General features: G+C 61.9%; 19 protein-coding genes. 3 read left to right on the top strand and 16 right to left on the bottom strand.

The window, feature by feature from the left end:
* Positions 1 to 8: 8 nt before the first annotated feature.
* The 3 genes from AOP79_RS08325 to AOP79_RS08335 form a co-directional block, all read right to left on the bottom strand.
* The gene (locus AOP79_RS08325) at positions 9 to 839 is read right to left on the bottom strand and encodes an ABC transporter permease (protein WP_062072480.1); all 831 of its coding nucleotides are present in this window, start codon (positions 837 to 839) and stop codon (positions 9 to 11) included.
* Complete coding sequence (locus tag AOP79_RS08330) at positions 836 to 1807, bottom strand: ATP-binding cassette domain-containing protein (RefSeq protein WP_062072481.1); 972 nt, start codon at positions 1805 to 1807, stop codon at positions 836 to 838. The genes AOP79_RS08325 and AOP79_RS08330 overlap by 4 nt, the downstream gene beginning before the upstream one ends.
* Positions 1808 to 1914: 107 nt before the next feature.
* Positions 1915 to 2565: an NADPH-dependent F420 reductase gene (locus AOP79_RS08335; protein ID WP_062072483.1), complete on the bottom strand. Its 651-nt coding sequence runs from the start codon at positions 2563 to 2565 to the stop codon at positions 1915 to 1917.
* A 74-nt stretch (positions 2566 to 2639) separates the two neighbouring features.
* Between AOP79_RS08335 and dcm the strand changes: the two genes are divergently transcribed.
* Positions 2640 to 4136 carry a DNA (cytosine-5-)-methyltransferase gene (gene dcm / locus AOP79_RS08340; RefSeq protein ID WP_236683333.1) on the top strand — a complete coding sequence of 499 codons (1497 nt, stop codon included), beginning with the start codon at positions 2640 to 2642 and terminating at the stop codon, positions 4134 to 4136.
* Here the strand turns inward: dcm and AOP79_RS08345 are convergent.
* The 9 genes from AOP79_RS08345 to AOP79_RS08385 all read right to left on the bottom strand — a co-directional run bounded on the left by AOP79_RS08345 (position 4111) and on the right by AOP79_RS08385 (position 14314).
* Complete coding sequence (locus AOP79_RS08345) at positions 4111 to 5202, bottom strand: PD-(D/E)XK motif protein (protein WP_062072485.1); 1092 nt, start codon at positions 5200 to 5202, stop codon at positions 4111 to 4113. The two genes, dcm and AOP79_RS08345, sit on opposite strands and share 26 nt — an antisense overlap.
* Positions 5195 to 7720 carry a Z1 domain-containing protein gene (locus tag AOP79_RS08350; protein ID WP_152648070.1) on the bottom strand — a complete coding sequence of 842 codons (2526 nt, stop codon included), beginning with the start codon at positions 7718 to 7720 and terminating at the stop codon, positions 5195 to 5197. The genes AOP79_RS08345 and AOP79_RS08350 overlap by 8 nt, the downstream gene beginning before the upstream one ends.
* Before the next feature lie 209 nt (positions 7721 to 7929).
* Positions 7930 to 9909, bottom strand: a complete 1980-nt coding sequence (locus AOP79_RS08355; RefSeq protein ID WP_161794249.1) for a DUF262 domain-containing protein — start codon at positions 9907 to 9909, stop codon at positions 7930 to 7932.
* A 674-nt stretch (positions 9910 to 10583) separates the two neighbouring features.
* The gene (locus AOP79_RS08360) at positions 10584 to 11141 is read right to left on the bottom strand and encodes a PIN domain-containing protein (RefSeq protein WP_062072492.1); all 558 of its coding nucleotides are present in this window, start codon (positions 11139 to 11141) and stop codon (positions 10584 to 10586) included.
* Positions 11142 to 11149: 8 nt separating this feature from the next.
* Complete coding sequence (locus AOP79_RS08365) at positions 11150 to 11605, bottom strand: helix-turn-helix domain-containing protein (RefSeq protein WP_062072494.1); 456 nt, start codon at positions 11603 to 11605, stop codon at positions 11150 to 11152.
* 126 nt (positions 11606 to 11731) lie between these two features.
* A complete protein-coding gene (locus AOP79_RS08370; protein WP_062072497.1) occupies positions 11732 to 11956 on the bottom strand; it encodes a PLD nuclease N-terminal domain-containing protein in 225 nt (74 codons plus the stop codon).
* A gap of 72 nt (positions 11957 to 12028) precedes the next feature.
* Positions 12029 to 12829, bottom strand: coding sequence for an amino acid ABC transporter ATP-binding protein (locus tag AOP79_RS08375; protein ID WP_062072499.1), 801 nt, complete (start codon positions 12827 to 12829; stop codon positions 12029 to 12031).
* Positions 12813 to 13481: an amino acid ABC transporter permease gene (locus tag AOP79_RS08380; RefSeq protein ID WP_062072501.1), complete on the bottom strand. Its 669-nt coding sequence runs from the start codon at positions 13479 to 13481 to the stop codon at positions 12813 to 12815. Before AOP79_RS08380 ends, AOP79_RS08375 begins: the two co-directional genes overlap by 17 nt.
* A 5-nt stretch (positions 13482 to 13486) precedes the next feature.
* On the bottom strand, positions 13487 to 14314 hold the full coding sequence (locus AOP79_RS08385; RefSeq protein WP_062072503.1) for a transporter substrate-binding domain-containing protein: 828 nt from the start codon (positions 14312 to 14314) through the stop codon (positions 13487 to 13489).
* Between the two features lie 509 nt (positions 14315 to 14823).
* Between AOP79_RS08385 and AOP79_RS08390 the strand changes: the two genes are divergently transcribed.
* Entirely contained in the window at positions 14824 to 15222 is a 399-nt protein-coding gene (locus AOP79_RS08390) for a hypothetical protein (protein WP_152648072.1), read from the top strand.
* Between the two features lie 94 nt (positions 15223 to 15316).
* On the opposite strand, the gene AOP79_RS08395 is transcribed toward AOP79_RS08390, so the two are convergent.
* From AOP79_RS08395 to AOP79_RS08405, 3 genes are read right to left on the bottom strand one after another with little or no spacing between them, the layout of a single operon-like run.
* On the bottom strand, positions 15317 to 15760 hold the full coding sequence (locus tag AOP79_RS08395) for a VOC family protein (protein ID WP_062072508.1): 444 nt from the start codon (positions 15758 to 15760) through the stop codon (positions 15317 to 15319).
* A gap of 10 nt (positions 15761 to 15770) precedes the next feature.
* Entirely contained in the window at positions 15771 to 16250 is a 480-nt protein-coding gene (locus tag AOP79_RS08400) for a hypothetical protein (protein WP_062072510.1), read from the bottom strand.
* A gap of 46 nt (positions 16251 to 16296) precedes the next feature.
* A complete protein-coding gene (locus AOP79_RS08405; protein WP_062072513.1) occupies positions 16297 to 17247 on the bottom strand; it encodes an alpha/beta fold hydrolase in 951 nt (316 codons plus the stop codon).
* A gap of 24 nt (positions 17248 to 17271) precedes the next feature.
* On the opposite strand from AOP79_RS08405, the gene AOP79_RS08410 reads away from it, so the two are divergent.
* On the top strand, positions 17272 to 17925 hold the full coding sequence (locus AOP79_RS08410) for a dihydrofolate reductase family protein (protein WP_062072515.1): 654 nt from the start codon (positions 17272 to 17274) through the stop codon (positions 17923 to 17925).
* 52 nt (positions 17926 to 17977) lie between these two features.
* Here AOP79_RS08410 and AOP79_RS08415 read toward each other — a convergent pair whose 3' ends face one another.
* On the bottom strand, positions 17978 to 18466 hold the full coding sequence (locus tag AOP79_RS08415) for a small multi-drug export protein (RefSeq protein WP_062072517.1): 489 nt from the start codon (positions 18464 to 18466) through the stop codon (positions 17978 to 17980).
* Between the last annotated feature and the right edge of the window lie 39 nt (positions 18467 to 18505).

An 18505-nucleotide genomic window follows, 5' to 3' on the forward strand; every position in this document is an offset into this window, starting at 1 on the left:
CGGCGCGTCTACTGCGGGTCGCGGTACTTCCACATCGTGAGGGAGCCAAACACTGCGACCAGGGCAACCGACCACACGAGTGTCAAAGTCAGATCGGCGCCGGGCGACATACCGTCCATGAGTGCGCGCACGGCGGTCACCAGGTGCGAAACCGGGTTGACGTTGACCCACGCTTGGAGCCATCCGGGCATGGTCGAGGGGTCCACAAAGATGTTGGACGCAAACACCAGCGGCATCATCACCATCATCGCGACGCCCATGACGGCGTTGGGGCTCCTCAGCAGCATGGACAAGAACGTCCACACCCATCCCAAGGAGAACGCGAACACGAGCAGGAGCAGCACTCCCAAGACCACACCGGCAAAGCCGCCCGCGGGACGCCAGCCAATCAAGAGACAGACTACTGACGTCACGATGGCGGCAACGGTGAACCGGACTGCATCGCCGAGTAGCATGCCCACGAGCGCGCTAGGACGCCAGATCGGAAGGGATCGGAAGCGGTCAAACACGCCTTTGTCGAGGTCGGTGCGCAGGGTCGTGCCGGTGTACATCGTGATCATCAGCACCGACTGAACGAGGATGCCGGGCGCCAAATAGGCGATGTAGTTGTCAACCGACCCAGCGATGGCACCGCCAAAGAGATAGGTAAACAGCAGCGTCATCACAACGGGGAACACGGTGACGTCAAAGAGCTGCTCGGGGACGTGTTTGATCTTCAGGAGGGCGCGCCATCCGAAGGTGATCGACGTCGACAGTGCGCTCGGACGTTCGGGGCGCTCGGTGTTCGCGAGCGCCGAGGTGATCCGCTGCGCCTGAGCCTCGGAGGTTTCGGTACTCATGCTGCTTCATCCTGCTCGCTCGCAGAGTCCTCAGCCGGCGAGCCCGTGAGGGCAAGGAACACTTCATCGAGCGTGGGCTGTCCAAGAGAGAATTGCGCGAGCCCCACCCCTTCCGCGTCGAGCGCGCTCAGCGCACGGGTGACGCGTCCACGGTCATCAATGGCGGCTGTCAGCGCTTGTGGGTCGCTAGTGGTCTCGACGTTGACGCCCAAATCACGCATGAGGATGCTTTGCGCCCGGTCACGCTCATCGCGGTCCATCACGCGGACGTGCAGCGTGCCGGATCCCACGGACGCTTTGAGCTCGGTCGCACTGCCCTCGGCAATGATCTTGCCCGCGTCAATCACCGAGATGCGGTCCGCCAAAGCATCGGCCTCATCGAGGTACTGCGTGGTCAACATCACGGTGGTGCCGAAGTCCACCATGGCCCGGACAATGTCCCAGACTTCATTGCGGCTGCGCGGGTCGAGCCCGGTGGTCGGTTCATCCAGAAAGAGCAGTTCTGGCGTGACGACAATCGATGCGGCGATGTCGATGCGGCGCCTCATTCCACCGGAGTACTTCTTCACCTGCCGGTCCCCCGCGTCGGACAGGCTGAAGGCTTCTAGAAGCTCATCCACTCGGCGAGTCGCAGCCTTGCTCGAGTAGCCATAGAGGCGCGCGATCAAACGGAGGTTTTCACGGCCCGAGAGGTCCTCGTCAACAGACGCGAACTGGCCCGTCAGCGATACCCGCGACCGGACCTCGTCTGCCTGCGACGCAATGTCGTACCCCAATACGGTGCCCGTCCCGGCATCGGCCCGCACCAATGTCGACAACATACGAATAACGGTAGTTTTACCCGCGCCGTTGGGTCCAAGAAACCCGTGCACGCCCCCGCGCGCGATCGCGAGGTCGACGCCGTCAACAGCGCGCGTCTCCCCATACGTTTTAACGAGACCGTGCGTCTCGATGGCCAACTCCGCCATGGCACCTCCCAGTAGCCAGCACCACTAACCCCGGTGCATGCCTCCAGGGTAGGACTACGGTGCGACATTCGGTAGGTGCGGCTCTGCATTCCGGTGCTTAGCGACCGCTACACCTGGTGGACGCGCTCCGTCCCAGCGAGTGTCTCACTCAACTCGTCGGCGTTGAGCCTTGCCCCATAACCAGGGGTATCGCGCTCGATGCGCCAACTCTCGGAGAGGTCACCCATATCAACAGCGTCGTAACCCAGGGTGTCAAGGAATGCCGTGGCAACCGCCTTAGCACCGGGATCGGCACCAGCAATGGCCAGAGCCCTGCGGTCCTCCGTACCTGCCGGCTGTCCGTCTCGCGGAATGTCCTTCGCGTTGATGTGATTGAACGCCTTCACCACATGCGAATGCGGCAAGTGCTTTTGCAAGAGTTCCGAAGTGGTTGCCAAGTTTGCGTCGAGCACCGCGATACGCCCGTCGCGCTGCGGGTAATAGTTGTTCGCGTCTAGAACTACCTTGTCCTCAAGCGGCTCCTTGGGAAGGTCCTCAATGCTCTTGAGAGGGATCGCGACCACGACGAAGTCACCCGCACGCGCCGCATCCTCCACTGTTACCGCCTTGGCGCGACCGCTACCAAGCTCCTCGACGAGGTCTGACAACGTCTCCGGACCCCGCGAGTTCGCGATCACCACGTCGTGGCCCGCAGCGATAGCCGCCTTGGCCACATTTGTGCCGATGTTGCCTGCTCCGATGATGCCTACTGTGCTCATGCACGGGGAACGTGCGGGACGGGGTCAGGTATTCCTGTGCGGCAGTGTCAGAGGCCGGTGGTGGAATCCAACCCATGCGTAACTCAGATCAAGCTATGAGTGCCGCCGCTCGGCGCAACTACGGCAGCCGCAAGGCGGCAACTTCAACTAAGCTGTACGGCATGCCTACCCCTGCCGCCCAAGGATTCGAATACATCGACCTCTTTGCTGGCATCGGAGGGTTCCACGCAATGCTGAATCACGCAGGCGGGACGTGTGTCTACGTGTCAGAAATCGACAAAGAAGCGAGCGCCACCTACTTCAGTAACTGGGTTGAGCCTCTGCCACCAGTGGATCGCCCTGTCCTCAACTCGGATATCACAACCGCTGCCCCTGACGACGAGGCGATGCCTATCGAGGTCCCTTCGCACGATGTGCTCGCTGCCGGTTTCCCGTGCCAGCCATTCTCCAAGTCAGGTGCACAACGAGGCATGGACGAGACGCGCGGAACACTGTTCTTTAACATCGCTCGCGTCATCAAGGAACGCCGGCCAGCAGTCGTCATGCTCGAGAATGTCCGGAATATTGCAGGCCCCCGACACCGGTACGAGTGGCTCACCATCGTTCGCACGCTCCGAGAACTCGGCTACCGGGTGTCGGACCGCCCTACCGTGTTCTCACCGCACTTACTTCCACCTACACGCGGTGGTACACCACAGATCCGGGATCGCGTATTCATCCTTGGGACTTACATCGGAGCGGACCGAGTCGAGCGGGAGATTGCCGCGGGCATCACACCCGATCCAGTAGTGAAACGGGCCCCCGTCGATGACTGGACACCGGACATGTGGAAAGCCGAGTGGATTTTGGACTCCGATGACTCGATTGCCAATCTTCGCGATTACCAGCTCACTGAGGCAGAGAAGACGTGGGTCAATACCTGGGATGACCTAGTCCGTCGGTTCCGTGCTATTAACGGCACCAAGTTGCCAGGCTTCCCGCTTTGGAGCGCCGAATGGCGGAGAGAGTCCGAAGTTAGCCCCGGGGAACTCGATGCGCTCCCGGCTTGGAAGCAACAAATCGTCCTCAAGAACATCAAGTTCTACGAGCACCATCATGACCTTATCGACTCGTGGCTTGCTGACCACCCTGAGTTTGCCGACTTCCCAACCTCCCGCAAGAAGTTGGAGTGGCAAGCTCGCGACTTGGGGTCGCTTTGGGCAACGGTGATGCATTTCCGTCCGTCCGGCATCCGAGCTAAGCCTCCTACTTACCTACCGGCACTAGTTGCAATTACCCAGACGTCAATATACGGACCACGTCAACGACGTTTGACGCCGCACGAAGCCGCTCGACTTCAGGGACTGCCCCCATCTTTCAGTTTCGGGAGTCAACGCGATGCTGCGTCATACAAACAGGCTGGCAACGGCGTTGCGGTCGGGGCGGCTTGGCACGTCTTTCGAGAGCACGTAATCCGGGAGAGGGAGGACCTGCCTTCGTCGCTAGTTGCAGCAGTTGAGCGTGCCAAACTTGCACCGCCTGTGGCACTGTCGGTTCCGCGCTCGCTCAGCCCGACGTCCAACTCTTCCTGAGCAGTACCAGGACCTTGCTCGCAGCTGACTCGAGGGAGCCAAGCGGATTGAGGTCGCCGTCGATCTGATCCGGCAGCGAGATCCTGAAACGGAGCGAGTCAATGTCGAGGTGAACATAGTCCACCAGATCCTGCGAACTCGGCAAGTGAATCTTGCCATCGGCGAGGTCATAGAGCCGTTCAAAGGTCGTGTGAAATGGGCGCTTCCAGTCCGGCGAGCCCACACCTGGCGCCCCTGGTTCTTGCAGATCGCCGTACTCAGCCACAGCGGTCTCGAAGGCTTGCCTGTCCGAGGCATCGTCCAACATCGCCAGAATGCTCTCGACTAGCCCGGGGAGGGACTCCCCATAAGACACGTCAAGGTCAAGCCACTTGAGGCCAACGCTGAGAAGGAAAAGGTCAGTTTCCGGTACCTCATCGACGGAGATGCCGCACTCGATCTGTGCGATGCCGTTGATGTGGTGTCTGCTCGCGGCGGCCGTTGTCGTCTTAACTTCTACACCAACGGAGCCCATCTGGAAGTCACGGGTCGTACGACCCGGTCCCTTCCAAGCGGCAACTATGTACGAGCGCTCGCCCGGCCTCGCCGCTAGCAGCATCGCGCGCAGGAAGAGGAGTTCGCCGGCGAGCCCAAGCAAGAAAGGACTACCGGTCCGCGACCGCTCAAACGCCAGCGCAATGAGCGCTTCCGTATCCGAGTATGCCTGCTGAACATTGTCGTTGATCCCCGCCGCGAGCAGCTCTGCTGAGATGAAGGCCGCGACGCGGTCGAAGTGTGGAGCGTTGGGAAGCCGTACGCGGCTTGCCCGTACGACTCCACCCGCACTGGATGACCAGTTATCGTGGTCGGTCGCTTTTTGCACAATTGGACTCCGTGCATGCAGCGGCGGGCCGGCCAAGAAAATCTCAACACGTCCACCCGAGTCACGGGAAAGGCCGAGTTTGTGTCCGCTGTCGACCCACTGGACAACGCGCGCGTGGCCATCCTTCGCAAGGGTGAGCCGTTCGACCTTTTCACGAAGCCATTCGTACTGAGGATCAAGCGTGTAGTCTCGGGCTTCAGCCATGGGAGGCTCCTCGTGTCGCTTGGACAAAGTCCGGCCCTCCCCGAGGTATTGAGTAGCCGACCGCGATCGTCGGCTCGTCGGGAGACCGATCGATGACGTGGAACAAAATGAGTCCGTTCTCGCCCACGAGTCGGGTTCGATCGGCAGCAGCGCGCGGCTGCTGTCCGAGCGCCTCGTAATCGAAGAAGTCGTCACCGCGAGTCGGACCATTCTGCGAGCCCCACGCAGGATCAATTGTCCGGTCAGCATGGACAGTGCGTGCCATCGTGCCGACGGAAACAGGGAGACCACCCAAAGTGCCGGTGGTGACCGGCTCCCCCGGGCCGAAACGGACCGCGACGTTGAACCGTGCAGTGCGCAACGAACGAGCGCTAGCGTCGAGAGTGCCCCATTTCAGGGTCCTGAGATCTGTAGTGTAGAGGCCGGGCACCTTTCGGTTGAGGACCTCTTCCCAGAAGCGGAGGTACGCTGCGACTGTGTATGGCGATGCGTTCGTCTGAAAGGAAGGCCCGTCAACCGTAGGCGCTCGGTATAACTCCGGCGTCGTCGAATTCAAACCCGCAGCACGCGCCGCGGACTGCCATCGCGATGCTTCCACGCCGGCGCGGTCCGCGCCGTGCTCGGTAAAGCGAAGCTGGTCAAGAAGGTCGGCAGTCTCACCCAGCGATAGGGCCCGAGAACATAGGTAGCCTCGCGGATGGTCCCGCGGCCCCACCATGGTGCCCGGCTCTCTCAATAGACCCGCGACGACGGCACGATTGCCTTCGTCGTCTGGCGGCATGTTCAGTAGTGGAAAGAGGTGGCGATTTCCCGGAGACAGGCTCACGCCTCTAGTGTTTGCGATCTTCCCCGTCGCGAGAAAGTTCCGGCCCTGCAGGATCAGGGGGTCGGAGACCCCCCCGCCTTCCATCGCTGCAAGAATGTCCTTACGCAGGAGTTCGTCGTTGTCATGAAAGTGTGAGAACAGGTCAATCTGCGCTTCCCTCATGAATACGCGACATAGGTCGAGATACGCGCCTCGGTAGCCAAACCACCGCTGCATCTGCATCTGGGTATCTGCTAGCGGATGCTCAGCGCTGCGAGTGAATACCGTGGTCAACAGCCCTTCCAACGTCAGGCCCCGGGACATAACGTTCCCAGACACAAAAATAGTAGAAAGGTTTGCTGGAGCCCGCCACTCACCGTCAATAGACTCGGGCGTAAACTTTGGTCGCTCATCGGCGTTGTCGTCGCTATTGATGACGGCCACGGACGTCGCCGGAACAATCTCCTCAGTGATGACCTTGCTCACAGCAGGCCACTGCTCTCCGGTCGGAACATTACGGTCGCCGGCGCCAGGTAGAGCAGCGACTACGTTAGCGGATCGCCGGTAGTTCTCAAGCCAGTGAATCCAACGTGCAGCGTTCTTAGCCATGTCGGCTCGAATTCCATCGACACCGAGGCCACGGCTGGGACGCTCCCACAAGGGCATTTTGGCCTCCTCGGCATCCATTGCCATCGACCACGCATGGATCTGCCCGGCGACGTCAAAGTGGTCGCCGAGACCCGAGGACGGGTTCACCAGCATGCTCACCACAGCTGGCAGCTCGCGCTTCGCCGCTTCCAACGAGGCGAATGAAGCCCGTTTCGCCTCCGCGGGCGATATTCTCTCAGGCGTACGCATTCGACGAATCGCGGAAGCGACCAAAAATGCTCGTACCCCGTCAATGAGTTCTTCATCGCTGTCGGTGCTCGCGACACACAGTGGAACCTGGTCAAGCATCCTGTAGAACATGTCGCCGCCTGTGTACCAGGCGTTGACGCCCTCAGGTGCCTTGTATGTGCTAGTACGCACATCAAGGAGCCCCTGAGATCCGGGCGTGCGTAGCGCAACTATGAAGTCACGTGGCGCCAGCGCATTGTCCTGCTCTTGGAGGAAATTGGCCTGAGGTGTAGCCGTGTACGCCATGTATGTGGCATACAAATTCTCGTCAAGCGTTTGGTCATTCTGTTTCCGCGACTGCCACAGGTCAAGAATTCGACGAGGGATCTGTTTAGTCTCCACAGTTGCTGCGTCGCCACCAGGAACGTCAATCAGATTATTGATTGAAGAATCATCCGCCTCATCGTCGATCACCAGCATGTGGAACGGACGCCCAGCGGCAGCCACTTCAGGGCCCACAACCCGTGACATGAGCTTCGAAAGACGCTCAAGGTGTGCCGTGTTCTTCATGGTGACGGCGATGACGGGCCGCCTCGCCGCGATCGACTGTCTCATTGCTGGCCGAGGCAGTGTGTACAGATCGGCCGGTCCGGGCATTGACTCCGTATCGTTGATCAACGCCGGAAGTGGCATCAATGTGCGACGCCGCAACTTGTCTGGGTGTGAATCCACCTGCGCAGTAAAGCGTTCAAGAGTCTGCAACCAAAGAGAGCGGCGCGTGCCAGCCAAGATCACGACTAAGTCGACTCCCTTGTCCAACGCGAGCGCTGTCACGGCCATCATCGAAGCGGTCTTGCCAGACTGGACCGCACCCATGACGACGCCGGTCCGCTGGCGTGTAGAGTTCCACGCCTCGGACCCTGCATCCGCAATACACTGGTCGACTATCAGCCGCGAGTCATGTTCTATGACGGCCCGACTCGTTTCGCCGATTCCACTCCTTGCAAGTTCACCGGCGTACGCACCCCACCAACTCGACGGCGCAGGCGTGAGGATCTCGCGATCCGAAGAGGTGGGCAACACCGTCACTGCTGGTCGTCTGCCGAAGTCGCCATGAGAACGAGTCGATTGAGGCCCGATGACCCAAAACGGGAAGCGATTTTGTGCTGCGCTTCACTAGCCTCCACGTCCAGAATCTTCAATATTGATGCGACGACGCGCCCCGTGTGCTTCCACTGCTCCTTCGACTGGGTCTTTCGCGGTCGCCGCCATGCTTCCGAAGCACTGGCCTCAGCGAGAGCGGCGAGGCGTGTGTCCACGACAGAGCGAGTCTCCTCGCCATACATCGCACACGCCGCCGCGAGCCCGACAAGGGTTCCTACCAGTTGGAGTTCCTGCCACTTGCCGTGCTTAAACCCTGGAGCCCAAGTCTCCTCGGGGATGACAGCCAGGGCGTCCACCGCGTGATCCAGCAACAACATCGCATCCAGCACTGTCGCTTCGTCGCGGAACTGTGACCGCTTGTTGTCAGCGACTTGCTTGAGCAGCAGATTGATGTGTGCGGCAGTAGAACGAGTGATTTCCTCAGAGTCGTCTTCGACGACGAGCGCGGCCAGCACCCAAGACAGCACCTTTGTGCGCTTGTACCCGGCCTTACCGAAGCCATAGCCGTCGAGAACCTCCGGGGTTGACTGGAGATCATCCCATTCGTCAACCAAGAATGGCGCGACCAATTCGATGTTCTCGCTATCCCCTGCCGTGACGAGGAGCCCGCGCATGAGAGCCAAGTGATGGTACAGAGCGTTGCGAATCTCCTCTGCATTGAGGTGCTTGCCTTGCTTGTTGTAGAGGCTGAAAACCTCGTGAACCTGTGCTGGAGTAGCCGACTCATACACGATGACTGGAATTTTGTACTTCGACACCTGCTCGAATAGCGAGTACAGCTTTCTCTTCTCGCCGACGATGGTGATTGCGTCTTTGCGGATCTCTGAGTAATAACGCCCTCGAAGGCTCTGCAGATCACCGCCAAGCGCGTTCACATTGCCTTTGCGCAACGCGAACGGGAAGTAGTTGCGCCGCTCGACCTGCGCAGTCAAACTCTCGGGTTCATGTTGCTTCCAGAGTTTGCGAAACTTCGGATAGTCCTCATGGAAGATGTCCTCCAGGTTCTCAACACCCCACTCTGCCGCTTTTGCTCGGACAGTCGCCAACGCGACTGGGTGCTTCCCCGTGAAACGGAGAAGTGACGTCAGACGCTGCTTCCCGTCAACCACGTCGTACCGGGTGCCGTCGTCAGTCAGTTCCTTGAGCAAGATGATTGAGGGCAGCGGAATGCCACGGAGAACTGACTCAATGAGCTGCTGCGCGTCGGCAGTAGGCCACACGTCGGCACGTTGGTATGAGGGACTCAGTTCAAGGTCGTCATCGGAAGCGAGCTGCACAAACTCAGAGATCGGCCACGTGTCAGCGGAAGCGACGATCGGACCTACACTGTCGCTCTCGTCCTCTTCTTCGAGATCCTCCCAAGCCTCATTCCACTGTTGGGTGGCGGACCCGACCGTGGCCCCGCCCTCAGACGCCGCTTCCAGGGCATCCTCGAAGGCCGTGCGCAGCGTGGCGGCCATCTCAAGGCGCTCGACCAATCGCGCGGCCACAGTTTCCGTGTCGATTGTGTTCGCGGCGAAGCCAAGCGCCCGCGCCAGACTTTGATCAAACTGCTCGGCAGACGCCTGATCTAGATCTTCGGGGAGTGCTAGCCAACCTTGCACGCTCGCCAAGTGCGCTCGCCAACTGCCGTCCGAGAACTTGACTTCATCAGCCAAGAGGTTCGCCGCGACAAACTCACGCCCCGTCGGGGTGTCGCCCTCCTGGCTAAGTTCCGCGATGAACTCTGCAATGCTGTTCTGGGTGTCCACAGCAATCGTGTCCATGTGAAGTCCCTTTCCTCTCCCGTCGCCCGAGCGCGGAACTGGCGCGAGGGTCATGAGTTCGTACACCAAACGCTCTTCTACGCCTGGCGCGGCAGCGACGATGTGCTCGACCACTCCATCAACCAAACGATTCATGCCTGTCAATGTGATGGTGTCCCCGGCACTGAAGCACGTGGCATCCCAGTTAACACGAAGACGTGTGGCCAGGACACGCCCGCACTCGGCCTTTGTCGCGACTTCACTAAGGTCGAGCAAGATCGCCCGAGCCAAGGACTCGAGTGCGGACCGTTTTTCCTTACTACCCGGACCAAGCGTCTCCGGGTCGCGTCCACCCAAGTGATACATCCGCGCCACTGCGTCCGCTTTACTGGCGGCAGTCTCGTACCTCGTCACCCTTTTCCCCTCAGAATGGCGTCCGCGGCACGCCGCTCGGTGTGCCGACTCGAATACGAGGCTACATGTTGTTACTGACGCCAGTCGATCTGATGCGCGGCGCGGCCGCAGCACCTGGTGCCTTAATGTCAACTTTGTACTGTTCAGCCTCTAAGAAGAGCCGGCCAGCGCCCGACCGACCGGAACCTGCGCTCTAGGCGCAGCCCTGAACCTAAGAAGCGTGTGGTTGCTCGCGCGTGCTTCCGGGAAACTCAAATCCACGCAATGACTGAGAGCCGGGAAAGCCCCCAGCCATGGGGGGACCACTCGACGGGCCTGCGCTACGCAACGTGGGAGCAGGTGGGCCGTCGTCTAGCGCGGAGTCACCACCGGAGAACTCTCAAGATTCTTGCATTTGCATAGCCAAGTTGGCGCTTCTAAGTTCCGGAGGCGGGCCGACTTCGTAGCGGTTGTGTCAGCGGTATCGGCGTCTCGCTGAGCGTCGCAACAAACTCAATCACGTTGGTCGGAGGGTTCGCGTTCTGGGCCAGCATCTCGTGCAATGCTCGGATCATTCCGAGTTCGTTGAGGTCCAATAGGTCGAGGAGAAACTCGTCCGGATGGATCGCCGTGATTCCATACGGCTCAAGATGTTCAGCGCGGAAGTCCTTGATGTTGGCGGTCACGATCAGCCCCGTGTTCGCGCGAACGGCTGCTGCGACCACGTGACGATCCTTGGGGTCATTTGTCATTGCCGCAACGAGACCCGCGTGGCCAGTAACTGTTGCGTCGGGGAACGCCCTACGCATTGTGGCCACCCGCCGTGACGCCTTCTCAGGCTCTATCTCGAGTTGCTCGACGAGATTCCGCTCTGTCTCTCCGAGAATTTCATCGGACCAGAGCGGGCGGTACATACCTTTGTCAGCGCAGCGCAACAGCACGTCGAACAGCGGGTATGGGATCAGCACACAGGCATCGAGTACCGCCGAGTACATCAACGGTCCTACCGCGTCTGAATGAATCCAGTCACGGCGGGCCCTTCCGATGCCTCGCGGGTCAACTCGTCGAGGGCCTCACGACGCTCGACAGCCTGACGGTGCTGGAAGGCGTCGAGGTCTGCGAGACGCACCCGGCGGTGGCGGCCCGGCTTTGTGTACTCAATTTGACCGTCCTCAAGAAGTCCTACGAGGGTCGGGCGCGAGATACCAAGAAAGTCCGCAGCCTGCTGGGTTGTCATGATCATGTCGCGCGGCACCACCGAGATGCCTTTGCCCTGTTGCATTGCATCCACGACGTCCCTGAGAATCTCAAAGACATTCAACGGGAGAGCAGTTTGCTCACCGTTTGGGCCCACGAGCGCGGGCAAATCGTGCCCGTGCAGGATGCGCGAGACCGACGCAAGAGCCTCAGACTCTTCTGGGGTTGCGAACGTCACGGGAACAGGTTCAGATGCGACCATGCCCCTCACTCTAATCGAAAAAATCGAAAACCAGTAGAGCGCACTCGGGCCCGGAACCAAGCACCATCGCCCGCGGCCGAGATGGACAATCCACTCAGCGCCGCTTGCCTCGCTTGCTACGGCTTGCTACCACACACGGGCCGCGCGCCGGCGCACCCTCCCGAATACCAGGTAGGCCAAGGCGCCAAGAGGAAAGAGCAGAACAACGGCGACCGCCCACGCCCACTTGGGCAGGACCTTCACGTCGCCGCGCGCAATGTCAACGAGCGCGAGCAGCATGAGCGCGCAAAGAATCAGCCCCATGCCGGACAAGCCAAATGTTTGAACGCTTCCGACGATCTCGGCCTTCATCTATCCCCCCGTACCTCAATTCGCACACGCGCCTGCAATAGCCCCAAGGTAGCCGAGTTGCGAACCGCTTCGCTACAACGGATGCGTGAGCCGCCGCACGAACTGCCGGGTCCGCTCCTCGCGGGGCGCGCCGAGCACCTGGGCGGGTGGGCCCACTTCGAGCACGCGCCCGGCGTCCACGAATGCCACCTTGGCGGCCACCTCGCGGGCGAACTGCAGCTCGTGAGTGACGACCACCATCGTCCAGCCCTCGGCTGCAAGGTCGCGCATGAGCAACAGCACGTCGCCCACCAGTTCGGGGTCAAGTGCGGAGGTGGGCTCGTCGAACAGCAGTAGCGAAGGCTTGAGGGCGAGCGCGCGCACGATCCCAACACGCTGTTGCTGCCCACCGGAGAGCTGGTGCGGGTAGGAGTCGGCCTTGTCAGCCAGACCCACACGCTCAAGCAGCGCGCGGGCATCCTCCAATGCCTCGGACCGCGAGCGGCCCTGCACCACGACCGGGCCTTCGATGACGTTCTCGATCACGGTGCGGTGTGGGAACAGGTTGTAGTGCTGGAACACCATCGCGGACTGGTCGCGCAGCGAGCCGCGTGCCCGCTCCAGTTCCCTGGCCCCTGCGCTCCCCACCTCAGCGAAGTCCACGCGGGTGCCGGCTACGGACACCACGCCAGCATCGGGTGTTTCCAAGCCGTTGAGGCATCGCAGCAGCGTGGTCTTTCCGGAGCCGGAGGCTCCGATCACGGCAACTACGTCACCGCGTTCCACGGTGAGGTCCACCGATCGCAGGACCTGGTTGTCCCCAAACGCTTTGGAGACGTCCTCAACAGTGAGTAGCGGGGCATCGGCCCGCTCGGCATTAGGCGATTGCGACATGGCGGTCCAGCCTCCTTTCGAGCCTCATTTGTCCCGATGACAGCACGAGGCAGATCACCCAGTACACCAGGCCCGCCTCGACGTACAGCAGCATGAACTCCTGTGTGAAGGCGGCGATCTCTTGTGCCTTGCGGAACAGTTCGGACATGAGGATCAGCGATGTGAGCGACGTGTCCTTCACGAGCGAGATAAACGTATTGGACAGCGGCGGTACTGCGACGCGCGCGGCCTGGGGCAGGATCACACGCCGGAGTGCGGTGTGGCGGCTCATGCCCACCATGTACGCCGCTTCCCACTGCCCTTTGTCGACGGACAGGATGGCGGCGCGCACCACCTCGGCCGCGTAGCCGCCCACGTTGAGCGACAGCGCGATGATCGCGCTGGGCCAGGGATTGATGACGATCCCGATCGACGGCAGCCCGTAGAACACGACGAACAGCTGCACGAGCAGCGGCGTGCCGCGGATCACCGAGATATACAGACGAGCCAGTCCGGACACAAAGCGGTTCTTCGAGAGCCGCATGAGCGCCGCCGCGACGGCGAGCACCATTCCCAGCACAAAAGAAACGAGTGCCAAAGGAATGGTGCCCACCACCGCGGCTAGCGACAGTGGTCCCAGCGATTCCCAAAACAGGGACCAGTCAATATCCATGGGTTTTAGGATTCCACGGACACGTCGTCACCGAAGAACTGCGCGGACAGTTCGGTTAGCGTGCCGTCCTCGGCGAGAGTTTCTAGGGCCTCGGTCACGGCCTCAGCCAGGGCTGAGTCGCCACCCGCGAACGCGAAGGCGCTGCGCGACCCGTCCTCGGTCTCGAGTGCGACCTTGAGTCCCTCGCCGCCCTTGTCGACCTTGTAGTCCAGCCAGGTGAGCTTGTCGTTGATGGTGGCGTCAACGCGGCCCTGGTTGAGCAGCTCGACTGACTGCGCCCAGCCCTCGACGGCCTCAATGTTGGCACCGGACTCCTTGGCGAGCGTGCCGTAGGACGAGGTGAGGGACTGCGCCAGGGTCTGGCCCTCGATGTCGTCCCAGGTGACGATCTCGTCAAAGTCGTCACGGACCACGACCACACCGTTGGAGTAGGTGTACGGAGCGGAGAATTCGTACACCTCTTCGCGCTCGGGCGTAATACCGACCTGGTTGGCGACTGCGTCAAAGCGCCCGGCCTCGAGACCGGTCAGCAGCGCGTCCCACTGGGTCTCTTCGAACTGGATCTCAACGCCCAGCTCGTCGGCGACGGCGCGCGCCACCTCAACGTCGTAGCCGGTCAGGTCGCCGGTGCCGTCAGCGTGGAAGGTGAAGGGGCGGTACGTGCCTTCAGTGCCGACGACGATCACGCCGGCCTCCTGGACGTCGGTGAGCGACGTGTCGGCGCCTGCCGCGGCGGACGAGGTGGACTCGGCACTGTCACCCTCAGCAGAGCAAGCGGTCAGCGCGAGCGCGGAGGCGGCTACAACAGCGGGAACAATGGCGCGGATCTTCATGGGAGTTGCCTTTCGTGGGGCGTGTCAGGGTGCATCGGGAGGCCCGGGGTACGGGCCGATGCTGGGGTGCGGCCGGCGTTCACCGGCACGTGCCGTTGGGCACAGGGAAGACTCGGTCGAGTCGGGATGCGAGCGCGGCCTCAGCGGCGCTTGCGGGGCTATCTGCAACGGCGGCGCATAGCGCGCCGCTTCAGCGTCAGCCGGTCGTGACTAGCGACAGTGGGTGGTTAGCAACAACCCAGTCGTTAGTGACAACACATTCGAGCAGTGCGACAGCACATCATGCCGAGCGCGGGTAGCGCAGGCATGGACATGGGGCTGTTGCGGGTGATGCTCATGAAGGGATTTAACCACGGTGTGAGCCGTCCTATTCCCCATCAGTCGAATTCACGGGCAATCCGGTGCGCGGAACCTGGTGACCTCTCGAACCATCGGCAGTACCTACTGACGGTCAGGCGCGGTAACCCTTCCCTGCCAAAGCCCACCTTGAACCGCTACTAGGAGCACAAGTGACTCAACAACGCTCTCGCCGCAGGTGGGCGCGATGGATGGTGGCCGCTATTTCAGCGATCGCCGTCCTCGGCCTGTTCATGTGGCTCTTCGCAGGTATCCCCGGTTCCCGCAGCCTCGCCGTTGCTGACCTTCTCGAGCCGCGACCTCCGATCAACCCGACCGAGGCAACAGCAGAGCTGTACCCAGATGACCTGGGATGCATAGAAGGCTGGCGTACTGACGTGGGCGACTACGTGAGATTTGCGTCCACCGGCCAGGCCGAGCACTGGGCGATTGTGCTTGGGGACGATGGCCGTATCTACGACGACATCGTCCTCGACTTTCGCGCCGCAGAACCGGACTTTGAGGGCCGCAGGCTCGCGATTGACGTTCTCTACTCGACGCACTCCTGGTGACCCGAAAGCCCGGTGGATGTCGTGGGATCACCGCGCATCGACCTGCGCGACCGGGCGTGGTGTCGCCAGACACCTAGGCGAGCAACGCGCCGTCCTAGCGACCGCTGGGACGCAAATCCTGCGCGAGCATCACGATGATCCCGCTGGGCCCCCGCACGTAGGTGAGCTTGTAGACGTCCTCGTAGTTCGCGACGCCTCGCAGTGGATGGCAATCATGCCGAGCGCAGATCGCGAGCGCCTCGTCGATGTCGTCGACGGAGAATGCGACACGGTGCATGCCGATCTGGTGTGGCACGGTGGGCTCGGTCTCGATCGCTGCGGGATTCAGGTATTCGAAGAGTTCGATCTGCCCGTTTCCATCGGGTGTGGAGAGCATCGCGATCTTGGCATGGTTCCCGTCGAGCCCCACGGCCGTGTCGGCCCACGTGCCACTGATGGTGTCCCGCCCTACGACGCTCAGCCCCAGGTCGGTGAAGAACTCGATCGCAGCATCGATGTCGCGTACAGCGATGCCCACGTTTTCCAACGAGATAGCCATGCGTACGACCCTACGCCGGGCAGTACGGCTGCGGTGAAGCCTCATAGCCAGCTGCATCGAATGCTGCCAGCAAGACATCGGCCTGGCTGCTGTCGTTGGGAGCGGCGTACCAGGTGGCTCCATCACCTACGACCATGTAGTCGGCGTCGACGAAGCCCTCCTCGCAGGCGAACTCCCGCTCGGCGACGTCTTCGTCCCATTCTTCGGGGGTAACGATGGGCATGGGGACGTCGTCGATGTAGCAGTTGTAGCTGGAGCGGTCACCGTCACAGTCCATGCCCGAGTCCGCGAGGGCCTCCCGGACGTTGTCCGCAGTCACGACGACGGGGCCGGTGGGCTCTGAGCTGGCACTTGGGGTGGTGGCTTCTGCCTCGGGTGGAGCCGATGCGTCGGTTGATGGAGCGTCGTCGGCGTCGGAGCCGCCGCTACAGGAAGCGAGGAGCAGTGCAGCCGTCCCGGTCACGATGAGGCGCATCACAGAAGCAGTCATGCGGCCCTATTTTGTCACGAGGCGTGATTGTCACCCTGCGGCTGAGTCACGAGGCGCCGTGCTCGTCCACGCCCCAGAATTCTTGCAGTAGTGAGGCGTGCGCAATCGGATCGTCGATCCATGGCTGGTGACCTTCGCCTGGACGCTCCACAAAGCGCGAACCGGGGGCCCGTGCTGCCCAGGTGCGGACGGCATCGGCTGTAGCAAAGGGGTCCCTGTCCCCCACCACCCACAACGAGGGCGGCTTTAGCGCGGCCACGGTCTCCAGGCTGGGCGCCCACCCGGGTTTGAGCCCCTTGAGCCCCGCACCAAGCGACAACGCGGCAAGGTCATGGCGGTAGGTGTCGGTGTGCCGGGCCAGCGCAACACGCCACGCCAACTGTTCGTGCGTGAGGCCACCACGATCGAGCAGGTCGCCGTGTCCCATTTGCCTCATGGAGCGCACAAAATCGCGCTCACTCACTGGCCACCGGGACACCACTGCAGCGACCGGCTTAAGGGTCGCGGCGCGCATCGTCAGCGGCAGCGTCATGCCTTGAACGGCGGGGACACCCTCAAGTGTCAACGACCTCACTGCATCGGGCCGATGCGCGGTGAAAGCAATCGCTGCCATGCCACCTGCGGAGTTTCCGACAACGTGAACGGGGCCGTCGCCGAGGTCGTCGGCTATTGCGCCCATCGTCGCTGCGATGGCCTCGGATGCTCCTGTCGGTGTCAGCGCCGATGTATCGAGTGGCTCGCTCAGCGCGCACCCCGGGCGGTCCACCACAATGCTGCGAACGCCGTTAAGCGCGGCCACCAGCGGCGCGAAGGCACCTCCGGCCGTGGGGGTACCGTGCAGGAACATCACTGCGGAGCCAGAGCCAACCTCCATGGCACGCACCCGGATACTAAGTCCCGGCACCGTCACCCATCGCTCGTGCGGTTCCAGTCCGCAGGCAGCCCAGAGGGCGCGCTCCGCCTCCCGGTATCGAGCTTCGTCGAGTCGTGTACGCACGCAACCTCCACTCTCCAGCCTGCCATGAGCTCCACACCCCTGTCGCGGCTCCTCCAACGCGCATCACCAGTCCTCGCCGCGCGCAACGTGACGCACCGTCGTAGCCTCGAACGCATGGGACGAATCATCGTGGAACAACACGTCACAGCGGACGGATTCGCAGCGGGCCCAGATGGAGAACTCGATTGGGTCGACGGATCCATCACAGACTCCGAGCCTATGGTCCAGCGCATGCTGGCCGAGTTTGAGAACACGAGCGCCATCCTCCTCGGGCGCGTCACCTACGAGATGTTCATCACTTATTGGCCCACTGCGGACCAGGACCCGCTCGCAGGCTCCATCAACGCTCTGCCCCGGCACGTGGTGAGCACCACACTCGCCGGCACGCCATGGGGCGACCACAAGCCCGCCGTGCTGGAACCCGGTGACGCGTGCGAGACCGCGGACCGCCTCACGGCGATGTACGACCGCGACATCATCGTGTGGGGCAGCCTGACCCTCGCATCGGCCCTGCTCGCTGGCGGATGTGTTGACCAGGTGCGCTTGCGCGTCACCCCCGTCGTCATTGGCGCGGGGCGCCCGGTGTGGTCGTCAACATTTGAGCACCGCCGAGCACAGTTGGTCGAGAACACTCGCCTCGACACCGGGCAAGTGCTGCTGACGTATGACCTGGACTGAGCGACAACCAGGTACGAAAACGAGCCGCGAGGACGTTCGGAGACGGACCGCGCTACGCGACCGAGCCAGCCACCCACACGCCCAGAACGCCGGACAGCACGCCCCACGCAATGATGGACACTCCCATCCACAGGTATACCCGCCCTGCAGACGCGCCCAAGGCCACCATCGTCGGCCCGGTGAACTGGCTGGGCAACGCGAGTGGGCCGAGTAGGGAGACTCCCGGCACCCCGTACCGCTCGAGGTATCCGGCGACCTTCTGATTGCGCTTCGACGGCTCATCGTCGCTCTTGGCCTTCCGTCCCGCGAGCACAGCCCTGCGGGTACGGTCGGCAATGAAGATCAACAGAAACGTGCAGATCGCGTTACCGATCACGGCGGCGGTGATCGCCACGACCGGATTCATCCCCAGGACCACTCCCAGGAAACTTCCCAGGTACGACTCCACAAAGGGGATCGCGCTCACCAAGACGAGTGCGCCCACCTGTTGCCACGACTCAAACCCGGCAACAAAGTCGGAAAGGTTCGCGAAGATGTCCATACGTGAATGAGTCCTTTGTTCGGGGCCGAGCGCCACCGT

The sequence above is a fragment of the Demequina sediminicola genome, assembly GCF_000975055.1.
GTDB classification, from domain to species: Bacteria; Actinomycetota; Actinomycetes; order Actinomycetales; family Demequinaceae; genus Demequina; species Demequina sediminicola.